Raw genomic sequence first — 24,611 nt, 5'->3', positions numbered from 1 at the left:
AAACAATTGGGTGAAAGAAAGATAGAAACGGAACAAGGAATTGTTACAGTAGATAAGCCGGAGCTTAAAGTTGGCGAAGAAGTGCGAATTGCTGTAGAACCAAATGGGAAAAACATTCAAAGCATGAAAGGTATATTGCAGTTACAAAAAAATGGCGAGCAATATGCGCAAGAAAGAATACTATCTTTTGAGTATGATGAAGAAACGAAGAGCTGGGTTGCTAACTATAAAGCAGAGGATTTTGATTTGCAAGGTGATTGGAATCTCCAGCTCGTTCAAAGTTACAAAGAGAATGAGAAAGAAGAAATCGTAAAAAATGAAGTGAAAGTCCCGCTCATTCGTATTAAAAATGAAACGCCAACTATAGATAAAGAATTGCCAAAGTTACAGAAAGTTACAATTGATGAAGTAAAAGAGAACTTAGTTGAACGAAAACAGGGAGATTCTATACATATACGAGTAAAAGCGTCAGATATAGAATCGGCTGTAAAAGAAGTGCGCGTTACATTAAAAGGGAAAGAAAATAAAGAGCTTTCGTTTTTATTAGACTACAACAAGTATGATATGGATTGGCAAAAAATATTTGAAATAACAGAAGAATTGCCAGCTGGGCCATACGAATTACATGTAGAGATAATAGATGCAGCAGGTAATAAACTTGTTGAGGAAAGTGAATATACCATTTCTATTTTGGCGCCAAAAAACGAAGATGACAAAAAGATAGAAGAGAAAGAGAAAGAAGATAAATTAGATAATAAACTAGAAAATGAATTAGAAGATAAGAAAGAAAATGAGAAGCAAGAGGATTTGAAAGTCAAAAACCCGCTTCCAGAAGAAAAATTACCAGTTGTTCAAATTCCGAAGCAAGATGAGGAAGTAAATAAGTTTATAAAAGAACCGTTGAAAGAGAAAGAGGAATTTACTTACGTCATAAAAGAGCCGTTCGAAGACAACAAGGAAGTACATAAGGCGAAGGACCAAAAAGAGAAAAATAACAAACAAGTTGCCTCTAAAAAGAAAGAACAAAAAGAAGAATCAAAAGACAAGAAAGAAGAAAAAGGTGAACAGGGAGTACAAGCTTCGGATGTGTTTACTATCATGTCAGGTTTATTCGTACTGTTTTTAGTTTTAAAGAGTAATAAAGAATGGGGCTAATTATTTCATAGTAGTGGAGGCGCTTAAATGGAGATTAAACGTACGACAATTGAAGATAAGGCGTTACAACCATTAAAACAGCCTGCAGCTATTTCGGAGCATGAAATCCAGAAAGAACGAAAGCGTAGCAATTTAGTGTTTACTGGACAGTCTAAAATTATTTCGAAAAATAATGAAATAGGTATTTTACTTGCAAGTTTAAGTGATGGAAAGATTATGAAGGAAATGCTTTCTAAAGAGATGGATACAGTGTTACAACTTTTTAAAAAGCTACATACGTTATCTGGAGAAGGTAAGCAAACAGAAAAAATATTTGAACAAGTAATTAGAAGCCTACAAGGGCTTGTTAAGCAGGCGCATATAAAAGACCTTCCTTTGTTAGATGGAACATATGATTTCGCTGAAGTACAACTATCATTTGGTAGAAAAGTACATATTCCGTTACTAGATGTGAGCGCACTTATTTCTAGAGTGGAAAGTGATTCTTCAGAAGGAAATATAAATTTGATGGTAACGGTTATTACTGCTTATATAACGAAATTGTCTAACGAAACAATTTTAATTAGTGTTACAGACCGCATTGCTAAAGATCGGGATGTAAGTGTATGGAGAGCGCTTGCGGAAATTAACATGACACAATTATCACAGGCATTGAAACAAACGATGCAAGAACATAAATGGTCTATGACGTTTCTTTTTCTCTTCATATGGATTGTCGGTATTATTTTAATTCGAGTTATGTAAAAAGGTCGTCACTCCATTGTGACGACCTTTTTTATATTTTTTCGTAGAAGAATGTATCAAATCGCTGAAGATTGTAACGCTCGGGTGTTAAAATTTGTTCCGTACTACCAACAAATAGTACGCCGCCTTTTCGTAAAGAACGACTAAATTTTTCATAAAGTTTTACTCTTGCTTCTTCGGTAAAATAAATCATTACGTTGCGACAAATAATCAAATCATAATTTGTATCGAATGACTGCATTAAAAGGTCATGTTGTTTAAACGAGACGTTTTGTTTAATGTTTTGATGCAATGAATATAGATCATTCTCTTTTGTGAAATGACGTTCTTTCAAATCATTAGGTAATTCCTTTAACGAACGTTCTGTATATTGACCGCGTTTTGCAGTTTCTAAAATATGAAAATCAAGATCTGTTGCTTGAATTTCAAAACGAAATGGAGCTAGATGCTTTGATAAAATTAAAGAAAGTGTATACGGTTCTTCACCAGCAGCGCAAGCGGCACTCCATACCTTTAATTTTCCGCTATTTTGTTCGAGTAATTTAGGTAGTGCTTTCGACTCTAAAGTTTGCCATCGTTCTTTATTTCTAAAAAACTCTGAAACGTTAATTGTAATATAGTCAATAAAATTTAAAAATAAATTTTGATCAGCACGTAATTTGTTTAAAAAGTTAGTGTAGTTTTCAAAGCCTTTTCTCGAAATGAAAGCATCGATTCTACGGCGCATTCTATCTTGCTTATACGAAGCGATATCCATATTGAATTGTTGTTTAAAACTCGTGATAAAATGATCATAATCTTGTTCAATTATCATATTTACAATGGGCACAATAATGATATTGTGCCGCCCCCTTTACATCATACGAATTTTTTGTTCAAAGCTTTTTTTCATTTGCTTTTCATGTAATCCTGGTAAATCATAAATGACAGCATCAATACCTGCTTCTTTTGCAACATCGACAGGGATGACAGATGTATGTTTGTCCCCATTATAAAAACAGAGAACTAAATCAGTGTCTTCAATAATTTGTTTAACAAAAAACATATAATCTGATCGGTAAATGGAGTCAGAAGGATGATCGAAAGCAACATATTCGGCTCCGTGTTTTTTTAAGTAATCAACGACTTCTTGAAATTCATCTGTTATTGCTTGCAATGGTTGCAGCGTGTAAAGGCATAAATTTTGAGCGAGTCTTTCATTCTCAACGAAAAAACGAAGAACCTCATTTTCAATAGATTTATAACATAATATGTAAATTTTATGTTTGTGAGCATAGTCAGTTAAAAATTTTTTAATTTCTTCTTGATCTAATGCTGTTAATTGATTTGAACCACAAAGGAAAATATTCATAGAATTGTGCCACCTCATGCTAAATTGTAACATATCTTTTATAAAAAATAACTGCAAAATATTACTGTTCAGAGTATAATTATAAATAACTGGATTTTACGATTAAGTTTAGGAAGAAATAAAAAAATAAATAGGTGATATATATGCTACGTTCTATCTCGCATAATCCAATTTTATCGCATATACCGCCTGCTACTCAAATGCCGAAAGAAGCAAATGTCAGGACAGGACTTGCATTTTCGGATAATTTGCATGCAGATCCGAAAAAAGATAAATTACTAGAACAAATGGAAGCGTTTGTCGATAATATTGGAGAAATTAAAGAAAAAATTGAAATGGAATTAACGCTTGATAATGTAATGGAATACAAAAATACAGTAAAATCATTTTTGAATTTTTACGTTGATAATGTATTGCAGTATAAAGATGTCATGTCTCGTCACCCACGTTATGGATATTCACAGAAAATGACGATTGTGAAACAGGCAGAAATGGGATTGAATGAATTAGAAGATGTTATGAATTTAATTAATACGAAAACAGGACATTTAGAAATGTTAAATCAAATTGGAGAAATCCATGGTTTAATTGTGAATTTAGTCTTGTAAAAGGAAGGAAGCTATATGTACATACAATTATATGAAAAGCTCGTTATTATACAAAAGGCGTATGAAAATATTCAAGCGCTTGGAGAGCAAATATATGAGAATTTAAAAAATAAAGATATAAATGCAGTTCAAAAGTTACAAGTAGAACAATTGCAGTACATTGATGGTTTAAAAGGACTATCTAGCTCATTCGAAGAAATGGTTGTTCAGTTTTGTAAAGAAAAGGATGTTGAAGCATCTCGTGTAAGTGCATTATTTTCGTATTTTTCTCAAGAAGAAATTGAAAAAATGGAAGAATTACAAAAAAACGTAACTGAATTAGAAGAGAATGTAAAAATGATTCTTTTGAAAAATCAATATTACTTAAACGTACTATTAAAAACTACAGAAAGTATTGTGGATTCTGTTTCTGAATATAATTTAGAGCGAAACAATAATTCGCAAATCTTTATGAATGAACTATTGTAAAGGAGAAGTGAAGCTTTATGAGATTATCTGATTATAATACACCGCTATCAGGGATGCTAGCGGCTCAAATGGGATTACAAACAACGAAACAAAACTTATCTAACATTCATACACCGGGTTATGTGCGTCAAATGGTGAATTACGGATCTGTTGGAGCAAGTAATGGTCATACGCCAGAACAGAGAATTGGTTACGGTGTACAAACGCTAGGTGTTGACCGTATTACTGATGAGGTAAAGACGAAGCAGTTTAATGATCAATTATCTCAGCTCTCTTACTATAACTATATGAATTCGACTTTATCACGTGTAGAGTCTATGGTTGGAACGACAGGAAAGAATTCATTATCTAGTTTAATGGACGGTTTCTTTAATGCCTTTCGTGAAGTGGCAAAAAATCCAGAACAACCAAACTACTACGATACATTAATTTCTGAAACTGGGAAGTTCACAAGTCAAGTAAATCGTCTTGCGAAAAACTTAGATACAGTGGAAGCGCAGACGGCAGAAGATATTGAAGCGCATGTTAATGAATTTAATCGTCTTGCTGCTAGTTTAGCAGAAGCGAATCATAAAATTGGACAAGCAGGTACACAAGTGCCGAATCAACTTTTAGACGAACGAGATCGCATCGTTACAGAGATGTCTAAGTATGCAAACATCGAAGTATCTTATGAATCTATGAATCCTAATATTGCGAGTGTTAGAATGAATGGTATTTTAACAGTAAATGGACAAGATACATATCCACTTCAATTAAATAAAGAAAAAGACCCAATGTCAGTTGAGATTTACGGTTCAGAAATCAATGTAACTAGCGGAGCGATAAAATCAGCGATTGACACGAAAGCGAAGATTGTTGATTATAAAAAAAATCTTGAAGACTTAATGAGTTCAGTGAAAAATCAAGTGAATACAGTGATGGGAAAAGATTTCTTCGTTGGAGATCATGCGAAAGATATGAAGTTAAATCCAGAATTTCAAAAAGATATTTCGAAAATGAAAATATCTGCTGAAACAGCAAATAAACTAGCAGCAATTACAGATGGAGACTATAAAGAAGGTCTTTCTTATAAAGCAGCATTAGACCAATTCATAGTTCGTGTAGCTTCTGATAAAAGTGCAGTGAATGCTTATCAAAAAATTCATGGGGACTTATTAGAAGGCATTCAGCAAGAAAAGATGAGCGTTGAAGGGGTAAATATGGAAGAGGAAATGGTAAATTTAATGGCCTTCCAAAAATATTTCGTGGCGAACTCTAAAGCTATTACTACGATGAATGAAGTGTTTGATAGTCTATTTTCGATTATTCGATAGGTGATAGTAATTGATTGAAAATATATAAGGAGGAGATAGAAATGAGAGTATCTACATTTCAAAATGCAAACTGGGCAAAGAATCAGTTAATGGATTTGAACGTGCAACAGCAATATCATCGAAATCAAGTAACTTCAGGGAAGAAAAATCTTCTTATGAGTGAAGACCCACTTGCGGCAAGTAAGTCATTTGCGATTCAACATTCATTGGCGAATATGGAGCAAATGCAAAAAGATATAGCGGATTCGAAAAATGTATTAACACAAACTGAAAATACTTTACAAGGTGTTTTGAAATCTCTAACGAGGACAGATCAATTAATGGTGCAGGCATTAAGTGAGCAAAATGGTGAAAAAGAATTGAAGGCCATTGGTGCAGAGATTGATCAAATTTTAAAACAAGTTGTATATTTAGCGAATACGAAAGAGCAAGGTCGTTATATTTTCGGTGGTGATAGTGCAGAAAAACTGCCATTTACAGAAGATGGTACGTATCAAGGTGGACAAAATGATGTGAACTGGCAACTAAATGACGGTTATGAAATAAAAGCATTTCGAAACGGAGAGGCATTATTATCTCCGGTTATAAAGACGTTAAAACAGATGAGTGAAGCGATGCAAAAAGGTGATCAAAAAGCGTTACAACCGTTATTAGGAGAAAACAAGAAAAACTTAGATGGCATCATTAACCGTACAACTGAAGTTGGTTCAACAATGAACACAATGGAGACGTTTAAAACAATTTTAAGCGAACAAAATTTAGCGCTTCAAGAAAACCGTAAAGAAATTGAAGATGTCGACTTAGCGGTAGCAATTTCCGACTTAGCATATATTAATGCAACATATGAAGCGACGTTAAAAGCTGTTAGTACGATGAGTAAAACGAGTATTTTAGATTATATGTAAAAAAGGAGTGGTAGTTAATGGCAGTTACATCAACAGGTATTGGTAATAGACAACAAATTTGGAATCTAGGCAATAATATAATAGATACTTCAAAGCTAGTAGAATTAGAATTACAAGCGTTGGATATGAAGAAAACTCCTTATAATAATGAAAAGGAACAACTTACACAAGAAAAATTATTATATGCAAGTTTGAAAAAGGAATTTAGTTCTCTAACACAAACAATGAAAGATTTATCTAGTTTTAAAGGGAATGAAAAAAAAGTAACCCTCTCTCAAGAAGGATATATTAGTGTGACAGCAGATGCTTCAGCAATTGCAGGAACCTTTAATATTGAAGTCAAAGAATTGGCTCAACGCCATCAAATTTCAAGTGAAAAGATAGCGGATTTAGATGCTAAAATTGATATGGAAGAAACAATAAAGATTAACAATCAGGATATTGTAATTACAAAGGATACTACATACCGTCAATTAATAAATAAAATTAATAGTGGAAATTATGGAGTTTCGGCATATTCTCTTGGAAATAAGATATTCTTTTCTTCTTCAAAAATGGGCGAAAAGGGAGCTATTAAGTTAGAAGATAGCGGTCAATTTTTAGAAAAGATGGGATTTGTAAAAACAGATGGTACACTTAATGAAATAGAAAAGGCTAAAAATTCAACATATGTAATTAATGGGGTTGAAGAGCATGGAGAGTCAAATACAATAGAAACTCTTCCAGGTGTTAAAATTCAACTAGATAAATCTGAGGTAGGAAAGAGCGTTAAATTTACAGTAGAAGATTCAAATGTAAAAGAAGCGAATGAACTTATAAAAAAAATGGTAAGCAATTATAATCAAGCGGTATCTACAGTAGAATTATTTGGTGGGAAAAATGGAGCGCTTCAAGGCCAAAATATTATGGGTGATATTAGAAGGATTATGAATAATATTGTAACATACTCACAAGATGGAAATTATTTGTTTTCGTATGGTATTCAGGTGACAAAAGAGGGTACATTACAAGTTGATGAAGCAAAATTAACAAACGCTTTGAAAGAAAACCCGGATGCGGCAAAACAATTCTTTTTTAGTGCAGATGGTCTTGGAAAACAAATAGATACACAATTTAATAAGATATTCGGTGACGTGGGAATCATAGGAGAAAGAATAAAAATTATAGATGACCGTGTGGGGAAACTAGATCGTAAAATCAATGATATTGACATTCAAAATAAGCAAAAACAAGATGATATTGTAAAGAAATATCAAAAATTAGAAAGTACATTAGCGGCGCTTGATAGTCAGCTAAAAACAATTAAAGCAATGACAAAACAAAAAAGTGATGATTAATGAAATCTAAGGAAGTGATCGTATGCAAGCATGGCAACGTTATATGCAAAATGATATTATGACGAGTAATCCGATTAAAAATACAATTTTTATTTATGAAAGATGTATTGTAGAGTTTCGTAATTTAGAAGAACTTTTACATACTTTTAACTTACAAGAAGGAGATGCGCTTCTTGAAAAGTTAGAACGTATTTTTGAAGAATTAAAACTTCAATTAAACCCTGAAATTACAAAAGATTTATATGATAGTTTATATGGCTTATACGATTGGATTAGCATTCAAATTCAAACGATGAAAGTGACTCGTGAGGCAAAAGACATGGATGCAATTGTGAAAGTATTACAAGATTTAATAGATGGTTACCGCGGAGCACTTGAAAATGAACAATGATATTTATCGGACGTTTGTCGGCTGTTTTAATGAAATCGGTGAATTGCAAGTGTCAGATGGAGAGTTTGCTGAGAAGAGTGAAATGTTAAATCGCTGGATGATGACATTGGATGAAGAAACACGTGCACAAGTTGCAGCAGAAGTAAGCCCATTCATTATTAAGGCAGCTCAGCATATTCGAGATAAGCAAAAGATTTTGGAAGAAATGATAATGGAAAATGATGGGCGGATGAAAGCTAATTCATTTTACGGTAAATATTAATGATAGAGTTTGGAAACGGATTCCCCTTTTAAAAGGGGATCCATTCCTTTGTTTAAATAAAGAATTCCGCTGATTGAGGTTTCACTTTATGACTGTAATAAAAAAGTAGTAATCTAAATAATATAAAAATGAACTTAGTTTGTAGTTCATATGTTGAAATGTTTCATGAATTACTGCGTGTATACAGTTTTTTCGTATTCTTTTTTATATTTTTATATTTTTCTAAAGACAACAATGGAAAAATGGAATAAAATATGTAAGGGTACATAATAGTTAATATTTTAATAAATACATATAAGAAAATAAATAATGAAGTGAAACTTCCATCAGTGGATCATTAAGTTAGAAAAGGAAGGGTGTGGAATATGCCAGATTTAGTGAGTGATGTAAGCCATTATATGAATTATTTAGTAACGAAACGAAATACGGTTTCTAGTAATATTGCAAATGCGAATACACCTGGCTATAAAGCACAAGATGTAACATTTGCTGAGCAGATGAATAAAAGTAGTGCATTATATAAAAACAATGCGGCTGATTTAAAGAGCAATCCAGATTTATATCAAACGAATGAAATGCACTTGCCGACAGTAAATATGAAAAATACATATGCAAAGATTCAAACAAAATCAATGCAAACGAATAAAGACGGAAATAGTGTGGATGTAACGACAGAAATGCTAGATTTAATGAAAGCAAATCAGTTATACGGTATTTCAATTAACGCGATTAATACACAATATGCAATTAACCAAGCGGCACGCGGACGTTAAGTAGAAGGAGAGACAACGGATGTTTCAGGCAATTAATGCAAGTGGCTCAGGGCTAACGACAGCGAGAAAGTGGATGGAAGTTACTTCTAACAATATTGTAAATGCGAATACGACGGCGGCTCCGGGGGCAGATTTATATGAGCGTCGTAGTGTGGTGCTAGAATCAAACAATAGTTTTGCAAGTATGTTAGATGGTGCTCCTACTAATGGAGTAAAAATAAAAAGTATTGAAGCAGACAAAACGGAAAATTTAGTGTATGATCCGACGCATCCGCACGCAAATGAAGAAGGATATGTACGTTATCCAAATATTGATGTAACTGCTGAAATGACGAATGTAATGGTTGCTCAAAAAATGTATGAAGCGAATACGAGTGTATTAAATGCAAATAAAAAAATGCTTGATAAAGATTTAGAAATCGGCCGAGGATAAGGGGGAAGATAGTAATATGAAAATCCAACCAATGTTACATACACAACCATTTGGAGCAATTCAGTCAATTGGTGCACCGAAAACTTCTCAAACATCTGTAGTTGAGGGGAAAAAGTTTATTGATTTATTGGAAGATATGAATCAAACGCAAAACAATGCACAAACAGCAGTATATGATTTACTAACTAAAGGGGTAGGAGAAACACATGACGTTTTAATTCAGCAAAAGAAAGCTGAGTCTCAAATGAAAACAGCTGCTCTCGTACGTGATAATCTTATTGAAAATTATAAGTCACTAATTAATATGCAAATTTAGGAAAGTGGACGGGTGTGTTTAAATGGAAAAGATGAAAAATGTTATCCAATCGTTAAAAACGTGGCATAAGTTAGTAATTGGTGCTGCGCTTTTAGCGATTGTAACAGGAGCACTTTTATACTTCACCTTGCCAGATAAATATGTTGTTGTATATCAAAATTTAAATGATACAGATAAACAAGAGATTACAGCAGAATTATCGAAGTTAGGTGTCGATTATCAATTAGCGGCCGATGGTTCGATTCGTGTGCAAAAGAATGATGCTCCATGGGTTCGAAAAGAAATGAATGGGATGGGCTTACCGTTTAATTCTAAAAGCGGTGAGGAAATTTTATTAGAAAGCTCGCTCGGTTCAAGTGAGCAAGATAAAAAAATGAAGCAAATTGTCGGTACGAAGAAGCAATTGGAGCAAGATATTGTAAGAAACTTTGCGACAGTTGAAACGGCAAATGTTCAAATTACATTGCCTGAAAAAGAGACGATTTTTGATGAAGAAAAAGCAAAAGGAACAGCGGCGATTACGGTTGGAGTGAAGCGTGGCCAATTGTTAACAGCTGATCAAGTTGCAGGTATACAGCAAATGATAAGTGCAGCAGTTCCTGGTGTGAAGGCAGAAGAAGTAAGTGTTATTGATAGTAAAAAAGGTGTTATCTCAAAAGGAGCAGATGAAGCGCATTCTAGTAGTTCCTCTTCTTATGAGAAAGAAGTAGAGATGCAGCATCAACTTGAAGGTAAATTAAAGCAAGATATTGATGCAACATTAATGACGATGTTTAAACCGAATGAATATAAAGTGAATACGAAAGTATCTGTAAACTACGATGAAGTTACACGTCAGTCAGAAAAGTATGGTGATAAAGGTGTACTTCGTAGTAAACAAGAGCAAGAGGAAAGCTCTACTGCGCAAGAAGGGACAGATACGAAGCAAAGTGCTGGTATTACAGCAAACGGTGAAGTGCCGAACTACGGTACGAACAATAATCAAAATGGTAAAGTTGTTTATAATAATAAAAATGGTAATAAAATAGAAAACTATGAAATAGATAAAACAGTTGAAACAATTAAGAAACACCCAGAATTAACGAAAACAAATGTTGTTGTATGGGTAGATAATGATACGCTAGTAAAACGTAGAATGGATATGACAACTTTTAAAGAAGCAATCGGAACAGCGGCAGGACTTCAAGCTGATCCGAACGGTAACTTTATAAATGGTCAAGTTAACGTTGTAACTGTTCAGTTCGATCAGCCGAAAGTCGAAAAAGAGAAAGAGCCAGAAAAAAGTGGCATGAACTGGTGGTTATTCGGTGGAATTACAGCTGGCTTATTAGCGATCGGTGGTCTAGTATGGTTCTTATTAGCAAGACGTAAGAGAAAGAAAGAAGAAGAAGAGGAATATGAAGAATACTTAGCAGAAGATGAAATTGCTGCAAGTAATGAAAGTATCTTGGAAATTCCTGAAGAAAAAATAGTGCCAGAGCCAAAACCTGAACCAGAAGAACCGAAAGAACCAACGTTAGATGAACAAGTGCAGGATGCTACGAAAGAACATGTAGAAGGTACTGCAAAAGTAATTAAAAAATGGCTAAACGGACAGTAAGGGAGGAACAACGATGTTAGATGAAATCTCCTCCAAAGAAAAAGCTGCCATCCTTATTCGTACATTAGAAGAAGGGGTGGCAGCAAAAGTCATTGAATATATGACAGCTGAGGAAAAAGAAGTATTACTTCGTGAAATCGCGAAGTTTCGTGTATATAAACCAGAAACGTTAGAAAATGTACTAGGAGAGTTCTTATATGAACTAAATGTAAAAGAATTGAACTTAGTCACTCCAGATAAAGAATACATTCGTCGCATATTTAAAAACATGCCAGAAGACGAACTGGAAAAATTATTGGAAGACCTTTGGTATAACAAAGATAATCCATTTGAATTCTTAAATTCACTTACAGATTTAGAGCCACTTCTTACAGTGCTTAATGATGAATCACCACAAACAATTGCAATTATCGCTTCTTATATTAAACCGCAGCTTGCGTCTCAATTAATTGAGAGATTGCCAGATCATAAACGAGTAGAGACGGTAATGGGTATTGCGAAGTTAGAACAAGTTGATGGTGAATTAATTAATCAAATTGGTGAGTTGTTAAAATCGAAATTAAATAATATGGCATTCAGTGCAATTAATAAAACTGATGGCTTGAAAACGATCGTAAACATTTTAAATAACGTTTCACGAGGTGTTGAAAAAACAGTCTTTCAAAAGCTGGATGAAGTCGATTATGAGTTATCTGAGAAAATTAAAGAAAATATGTTTGTCTTTGAAGACTTACTTGGTCTTGAAGCTCTTGCGCTTCGCCGTGTATTAGAAGAAATTACAGATAACGGTGTTCTTGCGAAAGCACTTAAAATTGCAAAAGAAGAAATTAAAGAGAAACTATTTACATGTATGTCTTCAAACCGTAAAGAGATGATTCTAGAAGAATTAGATGGCTTAGGACCGCTTAAGATGACGGATGCTGAAAAAGCGCAGCAAACGATCACTGGTACAGTGAAAAAGCTAGAGAAAGAAGGAAGAATTATCGTTCAAAGAGGTGAAGAGGATGTCCTTATTTAAAAACAGAATTCCGAAGAATTCTGTTTCTTTTTCTGAAGAAACGTATGAATTACAATTTCCAAAACCAGCTTCAGTCCAAATAGAAGAGGAAGAATTACAAGCTGATCATGCAGAACTTCGCGCCCAGCAAGAATCATTACATATGGAAATGAATCAGCTAAGGCAAGAGCAGCAAATGCTAGAAAGAGAGCGGCAGCAGTTATTACAAGATAAAGAACAATTTCAAATGCATATTCATGAACAAATGGAACAGATGGAAGCAGCGCGTGTGCAGTTTCAAAAAGAACAACAAGAAACAGCATACGAATGGACAGAGTTATTATGGGATCAATCTTTTCATCTAGCAGAAAAAATCGTGAATCAAGCGGTAGATTCACGATTGCTTGATGTGTTACCTATTTTAACTGGCATCGTGCAAACATTGCCAACTTCGTTTGAAAAATTAATCATTACAGTACATCCAGAAACGTTTGAACGTATTCAAGAAGAGAAGGAAAATACGAAAGAATATTGGTTGCTACAATTAGTAGAATGGAAATATGATTTCTCCCTGCAGTTTGGTGAATTTGTTCTGGAAGAAGAGAAAGAGTTCTTTGAATTTAAATTTGCACCTATATTTGCGAAACTTCGTCAGAAATGGGAAGAAGAGAAGCTATTTGAGGAGCAAAATGTATGAGCCGTCTGTTAATGAATGAGAACGAAAAATGGAATAAGTTCATTGAAACACCACTGTATACGAAAGTAGGCAAAGTTCATAGTGTACAAGAACAGTTTTTCGTAGCAAAAGGGCCGAAAGCGAAGATTGGAGATGTTTGCTTCGTTGGAGAACATAAGGTCTTATGTGAAGTGATTGCTATTGAAAAAGAAAATAATATGCTACTTCCATTTGAACAGACAGAAAAAGTATGTTATGGAGATTCAGTGATTTTAATTTCAGAAGATGTTGTTGTACCACGTGGTAATCACTTACTCGGAAAAGTGTTAAGTGCAAATGGTGAAGTATTAAATGAGGACGCTGAAAACATTCCATTACAGAAAATAAAACTAGATGCACCGCCTATACATGCATTTGAACGTGAAGAGATTACTGATGTATTTGAAACAGGAATAAAATCAATTGATTCTATGCTAACAATTGGTATCGGTCAAAAGATTGGTATTTTTGCTGGATCAGGTGTTGGTAAATCTACTTTACTTGGAATGATAGCAAAAAACGCAAAAGCTGATATAAACGTTATTAGTTTAGTAGGAGAACGTGGCCGGGAAGTAAAAGACTTTATTCGAAAAGAATTAGGCGACGAAGGTATGAGAAAAAGCGTCGTTGTTGTAGCGACGTCAGATGAAAGTCATCTTATGCAACTTCGTGCAGCGAAACTCGCAACGTCTATTGCTGAATACTTCCGTGATCAAGGCAATAACGTATTACTTATGATGGACTCTGTTACTCGTTTTGCCGATGCACGAAGAAGTGTTGATATTGCTGTTAAAGAGTTACCGATTGGTGGTAAAACACTGCTAATGGAAAGTTATATGAAGAAGCTGTTAGAGCGGTCCGGGAAAACACAAAAGGGATCTATAACAGGTATTTATACGGTGCTTGTTGATGGGGACGATTTAAATGGTCCTGTACCAGATTTAGCACGTGGTATTTTAGATGGACATATTGTATTAAAGCGTGAGCTTGCAACGCTTAGTCATTATCCTGCAATTTCAGTATTAGATTCAGTAAGTAGGATTATGGAAGAAATTGTTTCGCCACATCATTGGCAACTTGCAAATGAAATGAGAAAAATTTTATCAATTTATAAAGAAAATGAATTGTATTTTAAGTTAGGAACGATTCAAGAAAATGAAGAAAATGCTTATATTTTTGAATGTAAAAATAAAGTAGAAGGTATAAATACGTTTTTAAAGCAAGGTCGATCGGATAGTTTCCAATTTGATGATATCGTTGAAGCGATACACCATATAGTATAAGGCCTCTGCCCAAGAGGTCTTATTTTTTTTGTTTTTTAATATTTCACAGATTTTTTTGGAAAAAAACTATATAATAGAAAAAGAGAACGTTATAATAGGAAGGGGCTATGAAAACAGGTGGATAAACAGCAGTACGACACAATAAAATTGCAAATAAATCAAGAAAAAGAACATATTTTAAAAGAAGTGTATGAATTAACAGCTGAAAAAAGAAAAATAGAACAAAAAAAAGAATATGATTTATATGTTGTGAAATCGCGTAGTAAAGTCGTACAAACTGGGCAACGTATTATGGCTGGCATGCTTTCTTCACATACGTTTTCACCTGAAAGAATAGAAGAATGGAATCGAAAAATTAAAAAAACGGAAGGTTTTATTCAAAAAAATGAAAGCCTTTTAGAGCAAGTAAAAGAAAAAGAACGTGTCATTGATGAGATGTATCAAGAAAATTGCAAAAAGCTTGCGAAAGCACAAGAAAAGCTGGAAGAAAAAATGCTTCTGGATTTGAAAATGTGTATGAATGGATGAGGTGAATGTAGTGATACAGTCTGTATTACCGGTGCAACAAAGTTTACCTCCGCAAAAAGACAAAGGGCTAGAAATACAATCAAAAAATGAAGATTCTTCATTCGATCGTACGATGAGAATGGAAAATAAAAAACAGCCGAAAACGGAGAAAACGAAACGAGAAGAAGCACCAACAGAAGAGAAAAAAGATTATATTCTTTCTAAAAAATCGGTAACGAAAGAAGAGCCTATTGTAAAGAAAGAAGAAAAAAAAGAGACAGAACAGTTGTTATTAGCTGTATCTGAGCAAATGGTTGCAATTGAGCAATTACATGTGCAGCCGGAATTGTTATATCAATACATACAAAAAATACAAGAGCTATATCAAGAATATGGCAATATTAAACTTAATGAATTACCTGCAGCTGAATTACAACAATTACAAGAACTTCTTTCAAATATGAATATCAAAAATGCTATATGTTTAGAAGATACAATGCAAATGGTATTAGACAAAATGAAGATGCCGGAGCAAACGATGCAAGCATTGAAGGTTGTAGAAACAGAAACTTGTAATATCGCAAAGAAACAAGAAGAGTTTAAAGACGTAGATCTTCCGAAAGGTGAGAGCGATGATGCAAAGGTAGAGTTGCCAGAGGTTGATGCATTAAATGATTCGAGCTCTACAGGTGCAGAGTTATTAAATAAAACGACGAGTACCGAACACATAGGGAAATCAAATAGTGGTGCTGAGAAAGTTTCATTACCTGACTTAGGAAAGAAAATGGAAGCGCAAGTAGAAGCGCTGCAAAAATTTGTAGTGAAACAAGAACGTGTTTTATTTCAGTTAAATCCAGAAAAACTTGGTACATTAACAGTATTTATGAAAAAACACGGAGATCAAATTGACGTTCACGTAGAAATGGAAAAACACGATGCGAAAAAACGTGTTGAAATCATTTTTGATGAATTGAAATTAAAGTTAAAAGAAAAAGAAATAAACATTCAAATTAGCTATTCAGATAAAGATGAAAATCGTAAAGAACAGCGAGAACAAGAGCAAAGGCAAAAACAGAAATTAGCAAATACAAATCATGAAAAACAACAATCAACAGAATTTGCGGGATTATTGGAGGAATAAAGCGTGCCAACAGTTGGATTAAATACAACGAGTACAAATCATATTCCGTTACAAACAGGAGCGCAAAAAAGTAATGTACCTGTTAATGGTGTACAATCGCCAGTGCAACAAAGTAATGGAGTTTCTGCAGGAGCGCAAAAGACTCCTGGGGTAATGGGGAAAGATGATTTCCTGAAATTGTTTTTATCAAGTTTTCAACATCAAGATCCATTTAATGCGATGGATATGAATCAAATGATGAATCAGACAGCACAGTTATCTCTTATGGAACAAGTACAGAATATGACGAAAGCAGTAGATAAGCTGCAATCAACGATGTATTCAACAGCACTTGATGGTGGAATGAAGTTTTTAGGTAAATACGTAAGAGGTGTTGACGGCGACGGAAACAAAGTAACCGGTCAAGTAGAAACGGTTCGCCTTGCGGAAAATAACGACGTACAGCTCGTTATTAATAATAAAGTTGTATCTCTTCGTTTCGTTGAGAGAGTGTCTGATAAACCGATTGGGGAAACGAACCCAGAAGACGCAAAGAAAGACGATCAAAAAGTAACTGAAGAAGTAAAAACTACAAATTCATAAGGAGTGTCCATACGTTATGATTAAAGCGTTATATACAAGTATTACAGGAATGAATGCAACACAAAATGCATTAAGTGTAACTTCAAATAATATTGCCAATGCACAAACAGTAGGTTATAAAAAACAAAAAGCAATGTTTGATGATTTACTATATAACAATTCGATTGGTGCAAAAGGTGACGGTAAATATGCAGGAACGAATCCGAAAAGTATTGGTAACGGTGTAAAAATGAGTGGTACGGTTACGGATTATAGTGATGGTACAATTACGTTAACAGGTGGCAAAACACAAGCAGCAATGGAAGGTAATGGTTTCTTCGTTGTAGGTGATTCAAAAGGCGGAAATATGGAATTTACTCGTAAAGGTACGTTTGGGATATCTTCAGATTACTATATTACGAATACTGAAGGTCAATACGTGTTTGCATACCCTGCGAATGAGGCAACTGGTGAGGTTGATTTATCTGGAATTCCAGGACCGTTGCAAATTCCAATGGGAACAGCAATTGGTGGTATTCGAACATCGAAAGGGACAATTAAAGGGAATATTCCAACTGGTGAAAAACAAATTACACAAGATTTACCTGTATATGATAATGCAGGGAATACATGGACAATGCGTGTAGAGTTTAAACAAACGAGTGAACATAATTATACATATAAAGTACAAATGCGCAATGACTCGAAAAAAGAAACAGAGTTTAAAGATGTTCAAGGTGCAGGTGGTAATATGACATTTGATGCTGTTGGAAATCCAAATCCGAAAGAGCAAGGAGCCAATATTCCGTTTGATGGAGGCTCTATAAAATTAGACTTAAGTCATTTAACAAATCATCCAACAGATAAAACATTATCAGTAACAGACGTAGATGGTAGAGCAGCAGCGACGGTTAAAGATTGCTTCATTGCTGACGGTGGATATGTAATGGTAAAATATTCTGATGGAAGTATGAAATCAGCTGGTCAATTAGCTGTTGCGATGTTCCCGAACGAAGGTGGACTAATGAAAACAGGTAATGGTAACTATACAGCGACGAATACAACAGGTATTTTAGCACTTGGTGCATCTGGTCAAAATGGTGCAGGTAAAGTACGCGGTGGTGCACAAGAAGGTGCCAATGTGGATTTATCTGTAGAATTCGTTGACTTAATGTTATACCAACGCGGATTCCAAGGAAATGCGAAAGTAATTAAAGTTTCAGATGAAGTATTAAATGAAGTTGTAAACTTAATTCGATAATATATCGTAATGAAAAAATGTAATGGAGTAGAAAGGGTTTTTTATTCGTATGACAAGACAAGAGCGAATTTTACAATTGCCTTTTTTCGAAAATAAACGTGAACTTGCCGAGCAAGTATTAAAAATAGAACGAGAAGAGCATGTATATTTACCAGATCAATTTGAAATTAAGCAAGTGCCTCCGTATTCATTTGGCGAAAAACAAGCAATCATTGGCCGTATCCATGAGTTTTATTTCATAAGTGTTGGTAGCGATAGCGTTTGGAAGTATCAGCTGTTTAAGGATGAGATGAAGTGTCGTGAGTTTTTTGTTATGTTGCCAAATATTACGGATCAGCAGATAGCGTTTTGGTTTAATAACATAGAGTTATTGAAAAGTTCTTAAAAAGATCTTAAAAGCTCTTTTTAGGGTTGACGAGAGGACCCAGCGTTGTTTTGGAGCGGTTAGTGCCTAATAGGACCTCGACTGGTGTGTAAGGACAGAGGTATGGAGAGTTACTAGAGTAGTATAAGAAGAGGTAAGCAAAGTTTAGTGTGGATAAACATTTATGGTCCAGAAGAGCTCCTAGTTGTAAGAATAGAGCTATGGAGGCATACTGAGATGGATGGGGATGAGATAATCATTTCATAGTAGGCCAGTGTGCCTTCTGGATAGTATGTGACGATAGATTTTTATAAAAGGAGAGGTGAGGAGGATGGCGCAAAATAAGTATCGCGTTACATTCATTTCGCCGAGTGAGGTTGAGCAGCGGACTGTAATGGCGGCGAATAGTTTGCCAGATTTAATCCGTAAAGTAGAGAGTATTATTGCCGATCCAAACGGTTATTTTGTGAATGATAAAAAAAATAATTGTTATTTTAAAGTGATTAAAGAAAATGTTACGTTTATTCAATATGAGTTACTATTTTCTGATAAGGAGATTCATATTGAAAAATTAAAACATATAGCACCGGTGGTATTAAAACGATTATTCGAAAAAATAAATGACCCGGAATTATATGCACTTGCGCTACTTGATGTTGATATAGCAACGAAAGAATATGTGCTAGCAGAAATGAATTCTGAGCTGAGAATAAGAGTAGAGACGGAGCTTTCGAAAAAATGGGAAGCAATGCCGACAGAAATTGTAGGAGCGCAAGAAGTGTTATTAGAAGCACTTGCTTCGTTTATACAAGATTAATTGTTTTTTAATAAAATGAATCGATCAACTATCTATATTTTTATATAGGTAGTTGACTTTTTCGCTTTTATAAAGCTTAATAATTAGATATACGGAATTAATGGAAGGGGAGCGACACCTTTATGTCACAAGCACAAAGTATTTTATTAGAAAGCGGAACAAATGAATTAGAGATTGTTACGTATACTGTTGGTGAAAACCTATTTAGTATTAATGTTATGAAAGTACGTGAAATCATTAATCCATTCCCTGTTACAACTGTGCCAGAATCTCATCATGCAGTTGAAGGTGTTGTTCAAGTACGTGGTGAAATTTTACCTGTTATTAACTTGGCAATGGCTCTTAATTTAAAGTCAACAAAGCCACTTGATCAAACGAAATTTATCATCTCAGAATTAAACCAAATGAAAGTTATTTTCCGCGTTGATGAAGTGCATCGTATTCAACGTATTTCGTGGGAACAAATTGATGAACCAGCTTCATTATCTATGGGACTAGAAGAAACGACATCTGGTATTGTAAAACTAGATGGCAAAATCATTTTACTATTAGATTATGAAAAAATTGTATGTGAAATTAGCGGCACTGGTTATGACAATAAATCAATTGCAGGGTTAGAACAAAAAACAGATCGAGCTGAAAAAGTAATTTATATTGCAGAAGATTCAGCGATGCTACGCCAAATATTAGAAGAAACATTATCATCAGCTGGATATACGAAAATGAACTTCTTCAGCAATGGTGCAGAAGCGTTAGCGCAAATTGAAAAATTAGCGAAAGAGCAAGGCGAGAAAATGTTTGAACATATTCACTTGCTAATTACGGATATTGAAATGCCAAAAATGGATGGACATCATTTAACGAAAGTGGTTAAGGATAGTGAAGTAATGAATCGTTTACCAGTCATTATTTTCTCTTCATTAATTACAAATGAATTATTCCATAAAGGTGAAGCTGTAGGAGCAAATGCCCAAGTAAGTAAGCCAGATATTCAAGAGCTAATTGGTTTAGTTGATAAGTTAGTGCTTTAAAAGCTTCTATTTAGCCAGAATAGAAGCTCTAGCTAAGTGTTGAGCGGTCAGTGCTTAATAGAGCCCTATGCGATGTTGAGACCAGAGATATGGAGTGGTTATAGGTAAGTAGAAGAGCTGGCGTATAACATTTTTCTATTTAGTAGGAATAGGGGAACTACTTATGTAAGTAAGTTTTTAGTGATTAATAGAGTCTCATGCGATGTGAGTTCAGAGGTATGAAGTTTAGGTAAGAAGAAGTGAGACTTTGATTGAGGATCTGAAGACTAGATTTATAACTCTATTCTGTTAGAGAGGGGAAGGAATTAGCCATGTGTAGCATTGGCTAATTCCTTTTTGGTATTCTATACTCTAACCTGGCAGAAAAATGAAAGGTTTCTAAGATGTTTGGCGCTGTATGTATGAAAAAATCTTCAAATGAAGATTTTTGATTTGAAAATATAAGCAAACGTATTTTCGAGGGTTATTTTAGTAACATTTCGTGGTAACGCAAATTTTTTCGGTGAAAAAACATTCAAAATACCATATAATATAATTAAATGTAATTAATATGCAATTTTACATATTAATAAAAAACATTTTCCAAATTTTTATACTTTCTATACATTTTTGTATGTTTATTATTTGACAGATAATTTCGAACTGTTATAATATGGATATGTAAAAATTGCTATTTTCTTAAAAGACATGGGAGTCAGATGAGAATTGTGAAAGGATGAGGGGGAGTGGCACAGATTATGTATCACCACACAGCAATTAATGTATTAGGTCTTTTACAAAACATGTCAAATAATAAAATGAACGATATGCAACTAGAGGTGGAATTTAAAAAAATAGAAAAAGAATTCCAAGTAAAGTATGAAGAATTAGTTGATTTATATAATAGAATGGTATTATTTCAAATAGATATAGAAAAAAATGGCGGGATGCGAGCATATGAAAAATCAGCAATTACATGGCTGAAGTCTGAACTAGAGCTACTGTATGAAGTGTATCAATTTTGTCAACGTCACGGTTTAAACATTTTAAATATTTCAAAATACGTAAGTAAAAATGAACTAAATCTTTTTCCAAAAACAGAAAGTCAATTGCAAAATACGTATTATAAATTAAAAAAACGTGAAATATTGTTTGAAAATATTGAAAAACAAAAACCAGGACGAAAGCGAAAATATATACCAGTAAAAGAGACAATCGTTGCAAGAAAACAAGAAAACGAGTACGAATTAAAAGAAGAAATCCAGCATAAAGAGGATGAAAAAAATCTTGTAACAGTTATATCTGGTATTGTTGATAACTTTGAAACAATTAATCAATGTAGTGAAAGGAAAGAAGACGAACTACATCAGTTTATGGAAGGTATTTATAAGCTTTCTAGCATGGCAGCAGGGCGTTCTAGAGAGGCGAAGAATACACGTAGCTTAGAAGGTGAATTGCAGTCGTTACAACTAGAAAATGAAAGGTTAAAACGAGAAAAAGAAGAGCTTGTGCAAGATATTAAAGGCATGACGCAGCTTTTAATTCATTTCATTACAAGTTCTGATATTGATCAAATTCGTAAATTACCAACTTTCGTACAAGATTGTAAAATGGAATTACATAAACTAGGGCTATATAATGCACAAGACGGAAAAATGAAAATAATGGTTGACCGTAGCGGACAAGTTATGACGGTAACACAGTAATAAAATTTGGGTACAAAACAAAAGGGAGATACATAGTTTATATGTATTTCCCTTTTGTTTTGTGTGGAATCGTTCCGTAAAAGGAAAAGGTGTTTTATAAAAATATGTTTAGTGTAACTCGAATTAATAATTTGAATTTTAAATAACGATAAAGAAATAAGAAAAGAGTATGTTCTTCATAATCTAAAAAACATGTATCCTAAAGTTATCATTCATAACAATCCATATAAAGATTCTTCTACGTCTACAAATCTAGAGCGATTATCGGAACTGTTTAACAGGATTAAAGAAAAGGAAGGATTATGTGTATCCGGCTTTTTCTTTTTTATGAGGCTATTTAAATAGTTTTAAAGATTATAATTTAGTGCAAATTTAATTGAAAGTTTAAGCTTTTAAAAATCGCTCATCTCTTGCACCATATTCGCATTTTTATTTGGAAAGTCACATTTGAAAAGTCTACATGGTGGTTATTTAAATTTCTGCTGTCGAAGCTATTCAAATGATATTTAATTTTCAATATTTATTAGTAGATTGTGTTACTTTCGTTAAATATTTCATGTCACTCATTCTATATTACGTAATATTAAGAGATATAACAAGTTTTAAAAAAATTCACTAGCATATTTTTAAAAAAAGTACGATAATATAATCTGTTAATATAAAAATATCCTTTAATAGGGATATTAAATTATAAGGAATAAAATAATAGAAAAATAATCTTTGGGAGGATTATGAGAATGAAAAGTAAAAATTCGAAGTTTTTAGCAAGCGTTTGTGTAAGTTCAGCATTACTAGTCTCAGCTACATATCCATCAATTACTGCTGTTGCAGCTGAGGTTACATCAGCAAAAACAGCAGCACTTTCGGTAGAAAAGGCGAATATTATAAATAATAAAAAAGGTGAAACTGACACAATTACAGTGTCAGAATTGAAAAAAGGCGACATTGTGAGAGTGTACGAAGCATCTAAAGGTGGAGAAGCGATTGCGACATCAGAAGCAGTAGCAGAAGGTAAAGTAGAAGTTACAATTACAAAAAAAGATTTACTAAAAGCAACAGGTGGCACAGTGTACGTAAGTGTACAAAGTGAAAGTGAATTAGAAAGTACACGTACAGCGATGAAATATGAATCGGAAGTAACAGTGGCACCAGCGGTGGATACAGTAAAAGTAGCGAACAATAAAGCTGGAGATGCGGATACAATTACAGTGAGTGAGTTGGCTCCAGGAGATATTGTAAAAATATATGATGCATCAACAGGAGGAAACTTGAAAGCAACTTCAGCTGCTGTGGCCGAGGGCAAAAAAGAAGCAACAATCACAGGAAAAGATTTACTAGTATCAACAGGTGGCACCGTATACGTAACAGTAACGAAACCGAATAAAGATGAGAGTAAGAGAGTCACAGTGAAGTATGAAGCGGAGCCAACAACAGTGGCACCGGCAGTAGAAAAAATCACAGTGTCAAATAATAAAGTTGGAAATGCAGATGCAATTACAGTGTCAAAATTGAAAAAAGGTGACATTGTCCGTGTATATGAAGCATCAAAAGGTGGAGCAGCCATCGCGGCCTCAGAAGCAGTAGCGGAAGGAAAAACAGAAGCAACAATTTTAGGGAAAGACCTTTTAAAAGTAACAGGTGGCACAGTATATGTAAGTGTACAAAGTGAGAATGAGCTAGAAAGTGCTCGTACAGCGGTGAAATATGAATCACAAGTAACAGTGGCACCAGCGGTGGATACAGTAAAAGTAGCGAACAATAAAGCTGGAGATGCGGATACAATTACAGTGAGTGAAGTAACTGAAGGTGATGTTGTAAAAGTATATGATGCATCAACAGAAGGAAAAGAGTTAGGAAACGCAACAGTAGCGAAAGATGCGAAGGAAGCAACAATCACAGGAAAAGATTTACTAGTATCAACAGGCGGCACAGTATACGTAACAGTAACGAAACCGAATAAAGATGAGAGTAAGAGAGTCGCAGTGAAGTACGAAGCAGAGCCAACAACGGTGGCACCAGCCGTAGAAAAAATCACAGTGTCAAATAATAAAGTTGGAAATGCAGATGCAATTACAGTGTCAGAACTGAAAAAAGGTGACATTGTCCGTGTATATGAAGCATCAAAAGGTGGAGAAGCAATCGTAACATCAGAAGCAGTAGCGGAAGGAAAAACAGAAGCAACAATTTTAGGGAAAGATCTTTTAAAAGTAACAGGTGGCACGGTATATGTAAGTGTACAAAGTGAAAATGAGCTAGAAAGTGCTCGTACAGCGGTGAAATATGAATCACAAGTAACAGTGGCACCAGCGGTGGATACAGTAAAAGTAGCGAACAATAAAGCTGGAGATGCGGATACAATTACAGTGAGTGAAGTAACTGAAGGTGATGTTGTAAAAGTATATGATGCATCAACAGAAGGAAAAGAGTTAGGAAACGCAACAGTAGCGAAAGATGCGAAGGAAGCAACAATCACAGGAAAAGATTTACTAGTATCAACAGGCGGCACAGTATACGTAACAGTAACGAAACCGAATAAAGATGAGAGTAAGAGAGTCGCAGTGAAGTACGAAGCAGAGCCAACAACGGTGGC

General features: G+C 34.2%; 26 protein-coding genes and 1 pseudogene. 25 read left to right on the top strand and 2 right to left on the bottom strand.

Annotated elements, in window-relative coordinates:
* Positions 1 to 1,155, top strand: a 1,155-nt coding sequence (locus tag MR160_RS25215) for a transglycosylase (RefSeq protein ID WP_242298327.1), incomplete at its 5' end; no start/stop codon positions are given.
* 27 nt (positions 1,156 to 1,182) lie between these two features.
* Entirely contained in the window at positions 1,183 to 1,899 is a 717-nt protein-coding gene (locus tag MR160_RS25210; RefSeq protein WP_000403948.1) for a hypothetical protein, read from the top strand.
* A gap of 31 nt (positions 1,900 to 1,930) precedes the next feature.
* Here MR160_RS25210 and MR160_RS25205 read toward each other — a convergent pair whose 3' ends face one another.
* Both MR160_RS25205 and MR160_RS25200 read right to left on the bottom strand, forming a co-directional pair.
* Positions 1,931 to 2,713: a CheR family methyltransferase gene (locus MR160_RS25205; RefSeq protein ID WP_141540655.1), complete on the bottom strand. Its 783-nt coding sequence runs from the start codon at positions 2,711 to 2,713 to the stop codon at positions 1,931 to 1,933.
* 39 nt (positions 2,714 to 2,752) lie between these two features.
* On the bottom strand, positions 2,753 to 3,250 hold the full coding sequence (locus MR160_RS25200) for a flagellar motor switch protein FliG (protein WP_001020110.1): 498 nt from the start codon (positions 3,248 to 3,250) through the stop codon (positions 2,753 to 2,755).
* A gap of 143 nt (positions 3,251 to 3,393) precedes the next feature.
* On the opposite strand from MR160_RS25200, the gene MR160_RS25195 reads away from it, so the two are divergent.
* The 23 genes and pseudogenes from MR160_RS25195 to MR160_RS25085 form a co-directional block, all read left to right on the top strand.
* Positions 3,394 to 3,858, top strand: a complete 465-nt coding sequence (locus MR160_RS25195; RefSeq protein WP_000946323.1) for a YaaR family protein — start codon at positions 3,394 to 3,396, stop codon at positions 3,856 to 3,858.
* Positions 3,859 to 3,873: 15 nt separating this feature from the next.
* The gene (flgN, locus tag MR160_RS25190) at positions 3,874 to 4,326 is read left to right on the top strand and encodes a flagellar export chaperone FlgN (protein ID WP_000275875.1); all 453 of its coding nucleotides are present in this window, start codon (positions 3,874 to 3,876) and stop codon (positions 4,324 to 4,326) included.
* Positions 4,327 to 4,343: 17 nt separating this feature from the next.
* The gene (gene flgK, locus MR160_RS25185; RefSeq protein WP_001239708.1) at positions 4,344 to 5,642 is read left to right on the top strand and encodes a flagellar hook-associated protein FlgK; all 1,299 of its coding nucleotides are present in this window, start codon (positions 4,344 to 4,346) and stop codon (positions 5,640 to 5,642) included.
* A gap of 41 nt (positions 5,643 to 5,683) precedes the next feature.
* Positions 5,684 to 6,547: a flagellar hook-associated protein 3 gene (locus MR160_RS25180; protein WP_001266418.1), complete on the top strand. Its 864-nt coding sequence runs from the start codon at positions 5,684 to 5,686 to the stop codon at positions 6,545 to 6,547.
* Positions 6,548 to 6,564: 17 nt separating this feature from the next.
* Positions 6,565 to 7,884, top strand: coding sequence for a flagellar hook-associated protein 2 (locus MR160_RS25175; RefSeq protein WP_000301747.1), 1,320 nt, complete (start codon positions 6,565 to 6,567; stop codon positions 7,882 to 7,884).
* Between the two features lie 22 nt (positions 7,885 to 7,906).
* On the top strand, positions 7,907 to 8,275 hold the full coding sequence (locus tag MR160_RS25170; protein ID WP_001149524.1) for a flagellar export chaperone FliS: 369 nt from the start codon (positions 7,907 to 7,909) through the stop codon (positions 8,273 to 8,275).
* Positions 8,265 to 8,537, top strand: a complete 273-nt coding sequence (locus tag MR160_RS25165) for a hypothetical protein (RefSeq protein WP_001058079.1) — start codon at positions 8,265 to 8,267, stop codon at positions 8,535 to 8,537. The genes MR160_RS25170 and MR160_RS25165 overlap by 11 nt, the downstream gene beginning before the upstream one ends.
* Before the next feature lie 365 nt (positions 8,538 to 8,902).
* Positions 8,903 to 9,310: a flagellar basal body rod protein FlgB gene (gene flgB, locus MR160_RS25160; protein WP_001113106.1), complete on the top strand. Its 408-nt coding sequence runs from the start codon at positions 8,903 to 8,905 to the stop codon at positions 9,308 to 9,310.
* Positions 9,311 to 9,329: 19 nt separating this feature from the next.
* Positions 9,330 to 9,743 carry a flagellar basal body rod protein FlgC gene (gene flgC, locus MR160_RS25155; RefSeq protein ID WP_000484680.1) on the top strand — a complete coding sequence of 138 codons (414 nt, stop codon included), beginning with the start codon at positions 9,330 to 9,332 and terminating at the stop codon, positions 9,741 to 9,743.
* A gap of 16 nt (positions 9,744 to 9,759) precedes the next feature.
* The gene (gene fliE, locus MR160_RS25150) at positions 9,760 to 10,059 is read left to right on the top strand and encodes a flagellar hook-basal body complex protein FliE (protein WP_000701672.1); all 300 of its coding nucleotides are present in this window, start codon (positions 9,760 to 9,762) and stop codon (positions 10,057 to 10,059) included.
* 22 nt (positions 10,060 to 10,081) lie between these two features.
* Complete coding sequence (locus tag MR160_RS25145) at positions 10,082 to 11,659, top strand: flagellar M-ring protein FliF C-terminal domain-containing protein (protein WP_000413954.1); 1,578 nt, start codon at positions 10,082 to 10,084, stop codon at positions 11,657 to 11,659.
* Between the two features lie 13 nt (positions 11,660 to 11,672).
* Positions 11,673 to 12,677, top strand: a complete 1,005-nt coding sequence (gene fliG / locus MR160_RS25140) for a flagellar motor switch protein FliG (protein ID WP_000883363.1) — start codon at positions 11,673 to 11,675, stop codon at positions 12,675 to 12,677.
* Positions 12,664 to 13,353, top strand: a complete 690-nt coding sequence (locus MR160_RS25135; protein WP_000051697.1) for a FliH/SctL family protein — start codon at positions 12,664 to 12,666, stop codon at positions 13,351 to 13,353. Before fliG ends, MR160_RS25135 begins: the two co-directional genes overlap by 14 nt.
* Positions 13,350 to 14,654, top strand: coding sequence for a flagellar protein export ATPase FliI (locus MR160_RS25130; RefSeq protein ID WP_000088683.1), 1,305 nt, complete (start codon positions 13,350 to 13,352; stop codon positions 14,652 to 14,654). The genes MR160_RS25135 and MR160_RS25130 overlap by 4 nt, the downstream gene beginning before the upstream one ends.
* Positions 14,655 to 14,771: 117 nt before the next feature.
* The gene (locus MR160_RS25125; RefSeq protein ID WP_000360860.1) at positions 14,772 to 15,182 is read left to right on the top strand and encodes a hypothetical protein; all 411 of its coding nucleotides are present in this window, start codon (positions 14,772 to 14,774) and stop codon (positions 15,180 to 15,182) included.
* 10 nt (positions 15,183 to 15,192) lie between these two features.
* A complete protein-coding gene (locus MR160_RS25120) occupies positions 15,193 to 16,302 on the top strand; it encodes a flagellar hook-length control protein FliK (RefSeq protein WP_000616444.1) in 1,110 nt (369 codons plus the stop codon).
* A 3-nt stretch (positions 16,303 to 16,305) separates the two neighbouring features.
* Entirely contained in the window at positions 16,306 to 16,884 is a 579-nt protein-coding gene (locus MR160_RS25115; RefSeq protein WP_001143485.1) for a flagellar hook assembly protein FlgD, read from the top strand.
* A gap of 16 nt (positions 16,885 to 16,900) precedes the next feature.
* Positions 16,901 to 18,124 (top strand): flagellar hook protein FlgE, encoded by a 1,224-nt coding sequence (locus MR160_RS25110; RefSeq protein WP_000588324.1) that lies wholly within the window; start codon positions 16,901 to 16,903, stop codon positions 18,122 to 18,124.
* A gap of 49 nt (positions 18,125 to 18,173) precedes the next feature.
* A complete protein-coding gene (locus MR160_RS25105) occupies positions 18,174 to 18,509 on the top strand; it encodes a DUF3964 family protein (RefSeq protein WP_000198167.1) in 336 nt (111 codons plus the stop codon).
* Between the two features lie 310 nt (positions 18,510 to 18,819).
* Positions 18,820 to 19,305, top strand: a complete 486-nt coding sequence (locus MR160_RS25100) for a hypothetical protein (RefSeq protein WP_000068301.1) — start codon at positions 18,820 to 18,822, stop codon at positions 19,303 to 19,305.
* A 122-nt stretch (positions 19,306 to 19,427) separates the two neighbouring features.
* The gene (locus MR160_RS25095) at positions 19,428 to 20,336 is read left to right on the top strand and encodes a chemotaxis protein (protein ID WP_000075943.1); all 909 of its coding nucleotides are present in this window, start codon (positions 19,428 to 19,430) and stop codon (positions 20,334 to 20,336) included.
* Between the two features lie 737 nt (positions 20,337 to 21,073).
* Positions 21,074 to 22,021 (top strand): DNA-binding domain-containing protein, encoded by a 948-nt coding sequence (locus MR160_RS25090; RefSeq protein WP_242298329.1) that lies wholly within the window; start codon positions 21,074 to 21,076, stop codon positions 22,019 to 22,021.
* 737 nt (positions 22,022 to 22,758) lie between these two features.
* A pseudogene (locus MR160_RS25085) lies at positions 22,759 to 24,611 on the top strand (hypothetical protein); the annotation flags it as partial.

Source organism: Bacillus cereus group sp. BfR-BA-01382 (assembly GCF_022663475.1).
Lineage (GTDB): Bacteria > Bacillota > Bacilli > Bacillales > Bacillaceae_G > Bacillus_A > Bacillus_A thuringiensis_S.
The sequence above is the reverse complement of the archived record's forward strand: the minus strand, read 5'-3'. Positions and strand labels throughout refer to the sequence as shown.

Excerpts from the sequence above, each read along its gene's own strand:
- MR160_RS25100 (WP_000068301.1), top strand. The coding sequence starts at position 18,820 with ATGGCGCAAAATAAGTATCGCGTTACATTCATTTCGCCGAGTGAGGTT.
- MR160_RS25095 (WP_000075943.1), top strand. The coding sequence starts at position 19,428 with ATGTCACAAGCACAAAGTATTTTATTAGAAAGCGGAACAAATGAATTA.
- MR160_RS25195 (WP_000946323.1), top strand. The coding sequence starts at position 3,394 with ATGCTACGTTCTATCTCGCATAATCCAATTTTATCGCATATACCGCCT.
- MR160_RS25130 (WP_000088683.1), top strand. The coding sequence starts at position 13,350 with ATGAGCCGTCTGTTAATGAATGAGAACGAAAAATGGAATAAGTTCATT.
- MR160_RS25200 (WP_001020110.1), bottom strand. The coding sequence starts at position 3,250 with ATGAATATTTTCCTTTGTGGTTCAAATCAATTAACAGCATTAGATCAA.
- MR160_RS25180 (WP_001266418.1), top strand. The coding sequence starts at position 5,684 with ATGAGAGTATCTACATTTCAAAATGCAAACTGGGCAAAGAATCAGTTA.
- flgN (WP_000275875.1), top strand. The coding sequence starts at position 3,874 with ATGTACATACAATTATATGAAAAGCTCGTTATTATACAAAAGGCGTAT.
- flgB (WP_001113106.1), top strand. The coding sequence starts at position 8,903 with ATGCCAGATTTAGTGAGTGATGTAAGCCATTATATGAATTATTTAGTA.
- MR160_RS25105 (WP_000198167.1), top strand. The coding sequence starts at position 18,174 with ATGACAAGACAAGAGCGAATTTTACAATTGCCTTTTTTCGAAAATAAA.
- MR160_RS25110 (WP_000588324.1), top strand. The coding sequence starts at position 16,901 with ATGATTAAAGCGTTATATACAAGTATTACAGGAATGAATGCAACACAA.
- fliG (WP_000883363.1), top strand. The coding sequence starts at position 11,673 with ATGTTAGATGAAATCTCCTCCAAAGAAAAAGCTGCCATCCTTATTCGT.
- MR160_RS25145 (WP_000413954.1), top strand. The coding sequence starts at position 10,082 with ATGGAAAAGATGAAAAATGTTATCCAATCGTTAAAAACGTGGCATAAG.
- MR160_RS25170 (WP_001149524.1), top strand. The coding sequence starts at position 7,907 with ATGCAAGCATGGCAACGTTATATGCAAAATGATATTATGACGAGTAAT.
- MR160_RS25090 (WP_242298329.1), top strand. The coding sequence starts at position 21,074 with ATGTATCACCACACAGCAATTAATGTATTAGGTCTTTTACAAAACATG.
- MR160_RS25165 (WP_001058079.1), top strand. The coding sequence starts at position 8,265 with ATGAACAATGATATTTATCGGACGTTTGTCGGCTGTTTTAATGAAATC.
- flgK (WP_001239708.1), top strand. The coding sequence starts at position 4,344 with ATGAGATTATCTGATTATAATACACCGCTATCAGGGATGCTAGCGGCT.
- MR160_RS25205 (WP_141540655.1), bottom strand. The coding sequence starts at position 2,713 with ATGATAATTGAACAAGATTATGATCATTTTATCACGAGTTTTAAACAA.
- flgC (WP_000484680.1), top strand. The coding sequence starts at position 9,330 with ATGTTTCAGGCAATTAATGCAAGTGGCTCAGGGCTAACGACAGCGAGA.
- fliE (WP_000701672.1), top strand. The coding sequence starts at position 9,760 with ATGAAAATCCAACCAATGTTACATACACAACCATTTGGAGCAATTCAG.
- MR160_RS25175 (WP_000301747.1), top strand. The coding sequence starts at position 6,565 with ATGGCAGTTACATCAACAGGTATTGGTAATAGACAACAAATTTGGAAT.
- MR160_RS25135 (WP_000051697.1), top strand. The coding sequence starts at position 12,664 with ATGTCCTTATTTAAAAACAGAATTCCGAAGAATTCTGTTTCTTTTTCT.
- MR160_RS25210 (WP_000403948.1), top strand. The coding sequence starts at position 1,183 with ATGGAGATTAAACGTACGACAATTGAAGATAAGGCGTTACAACCATTA.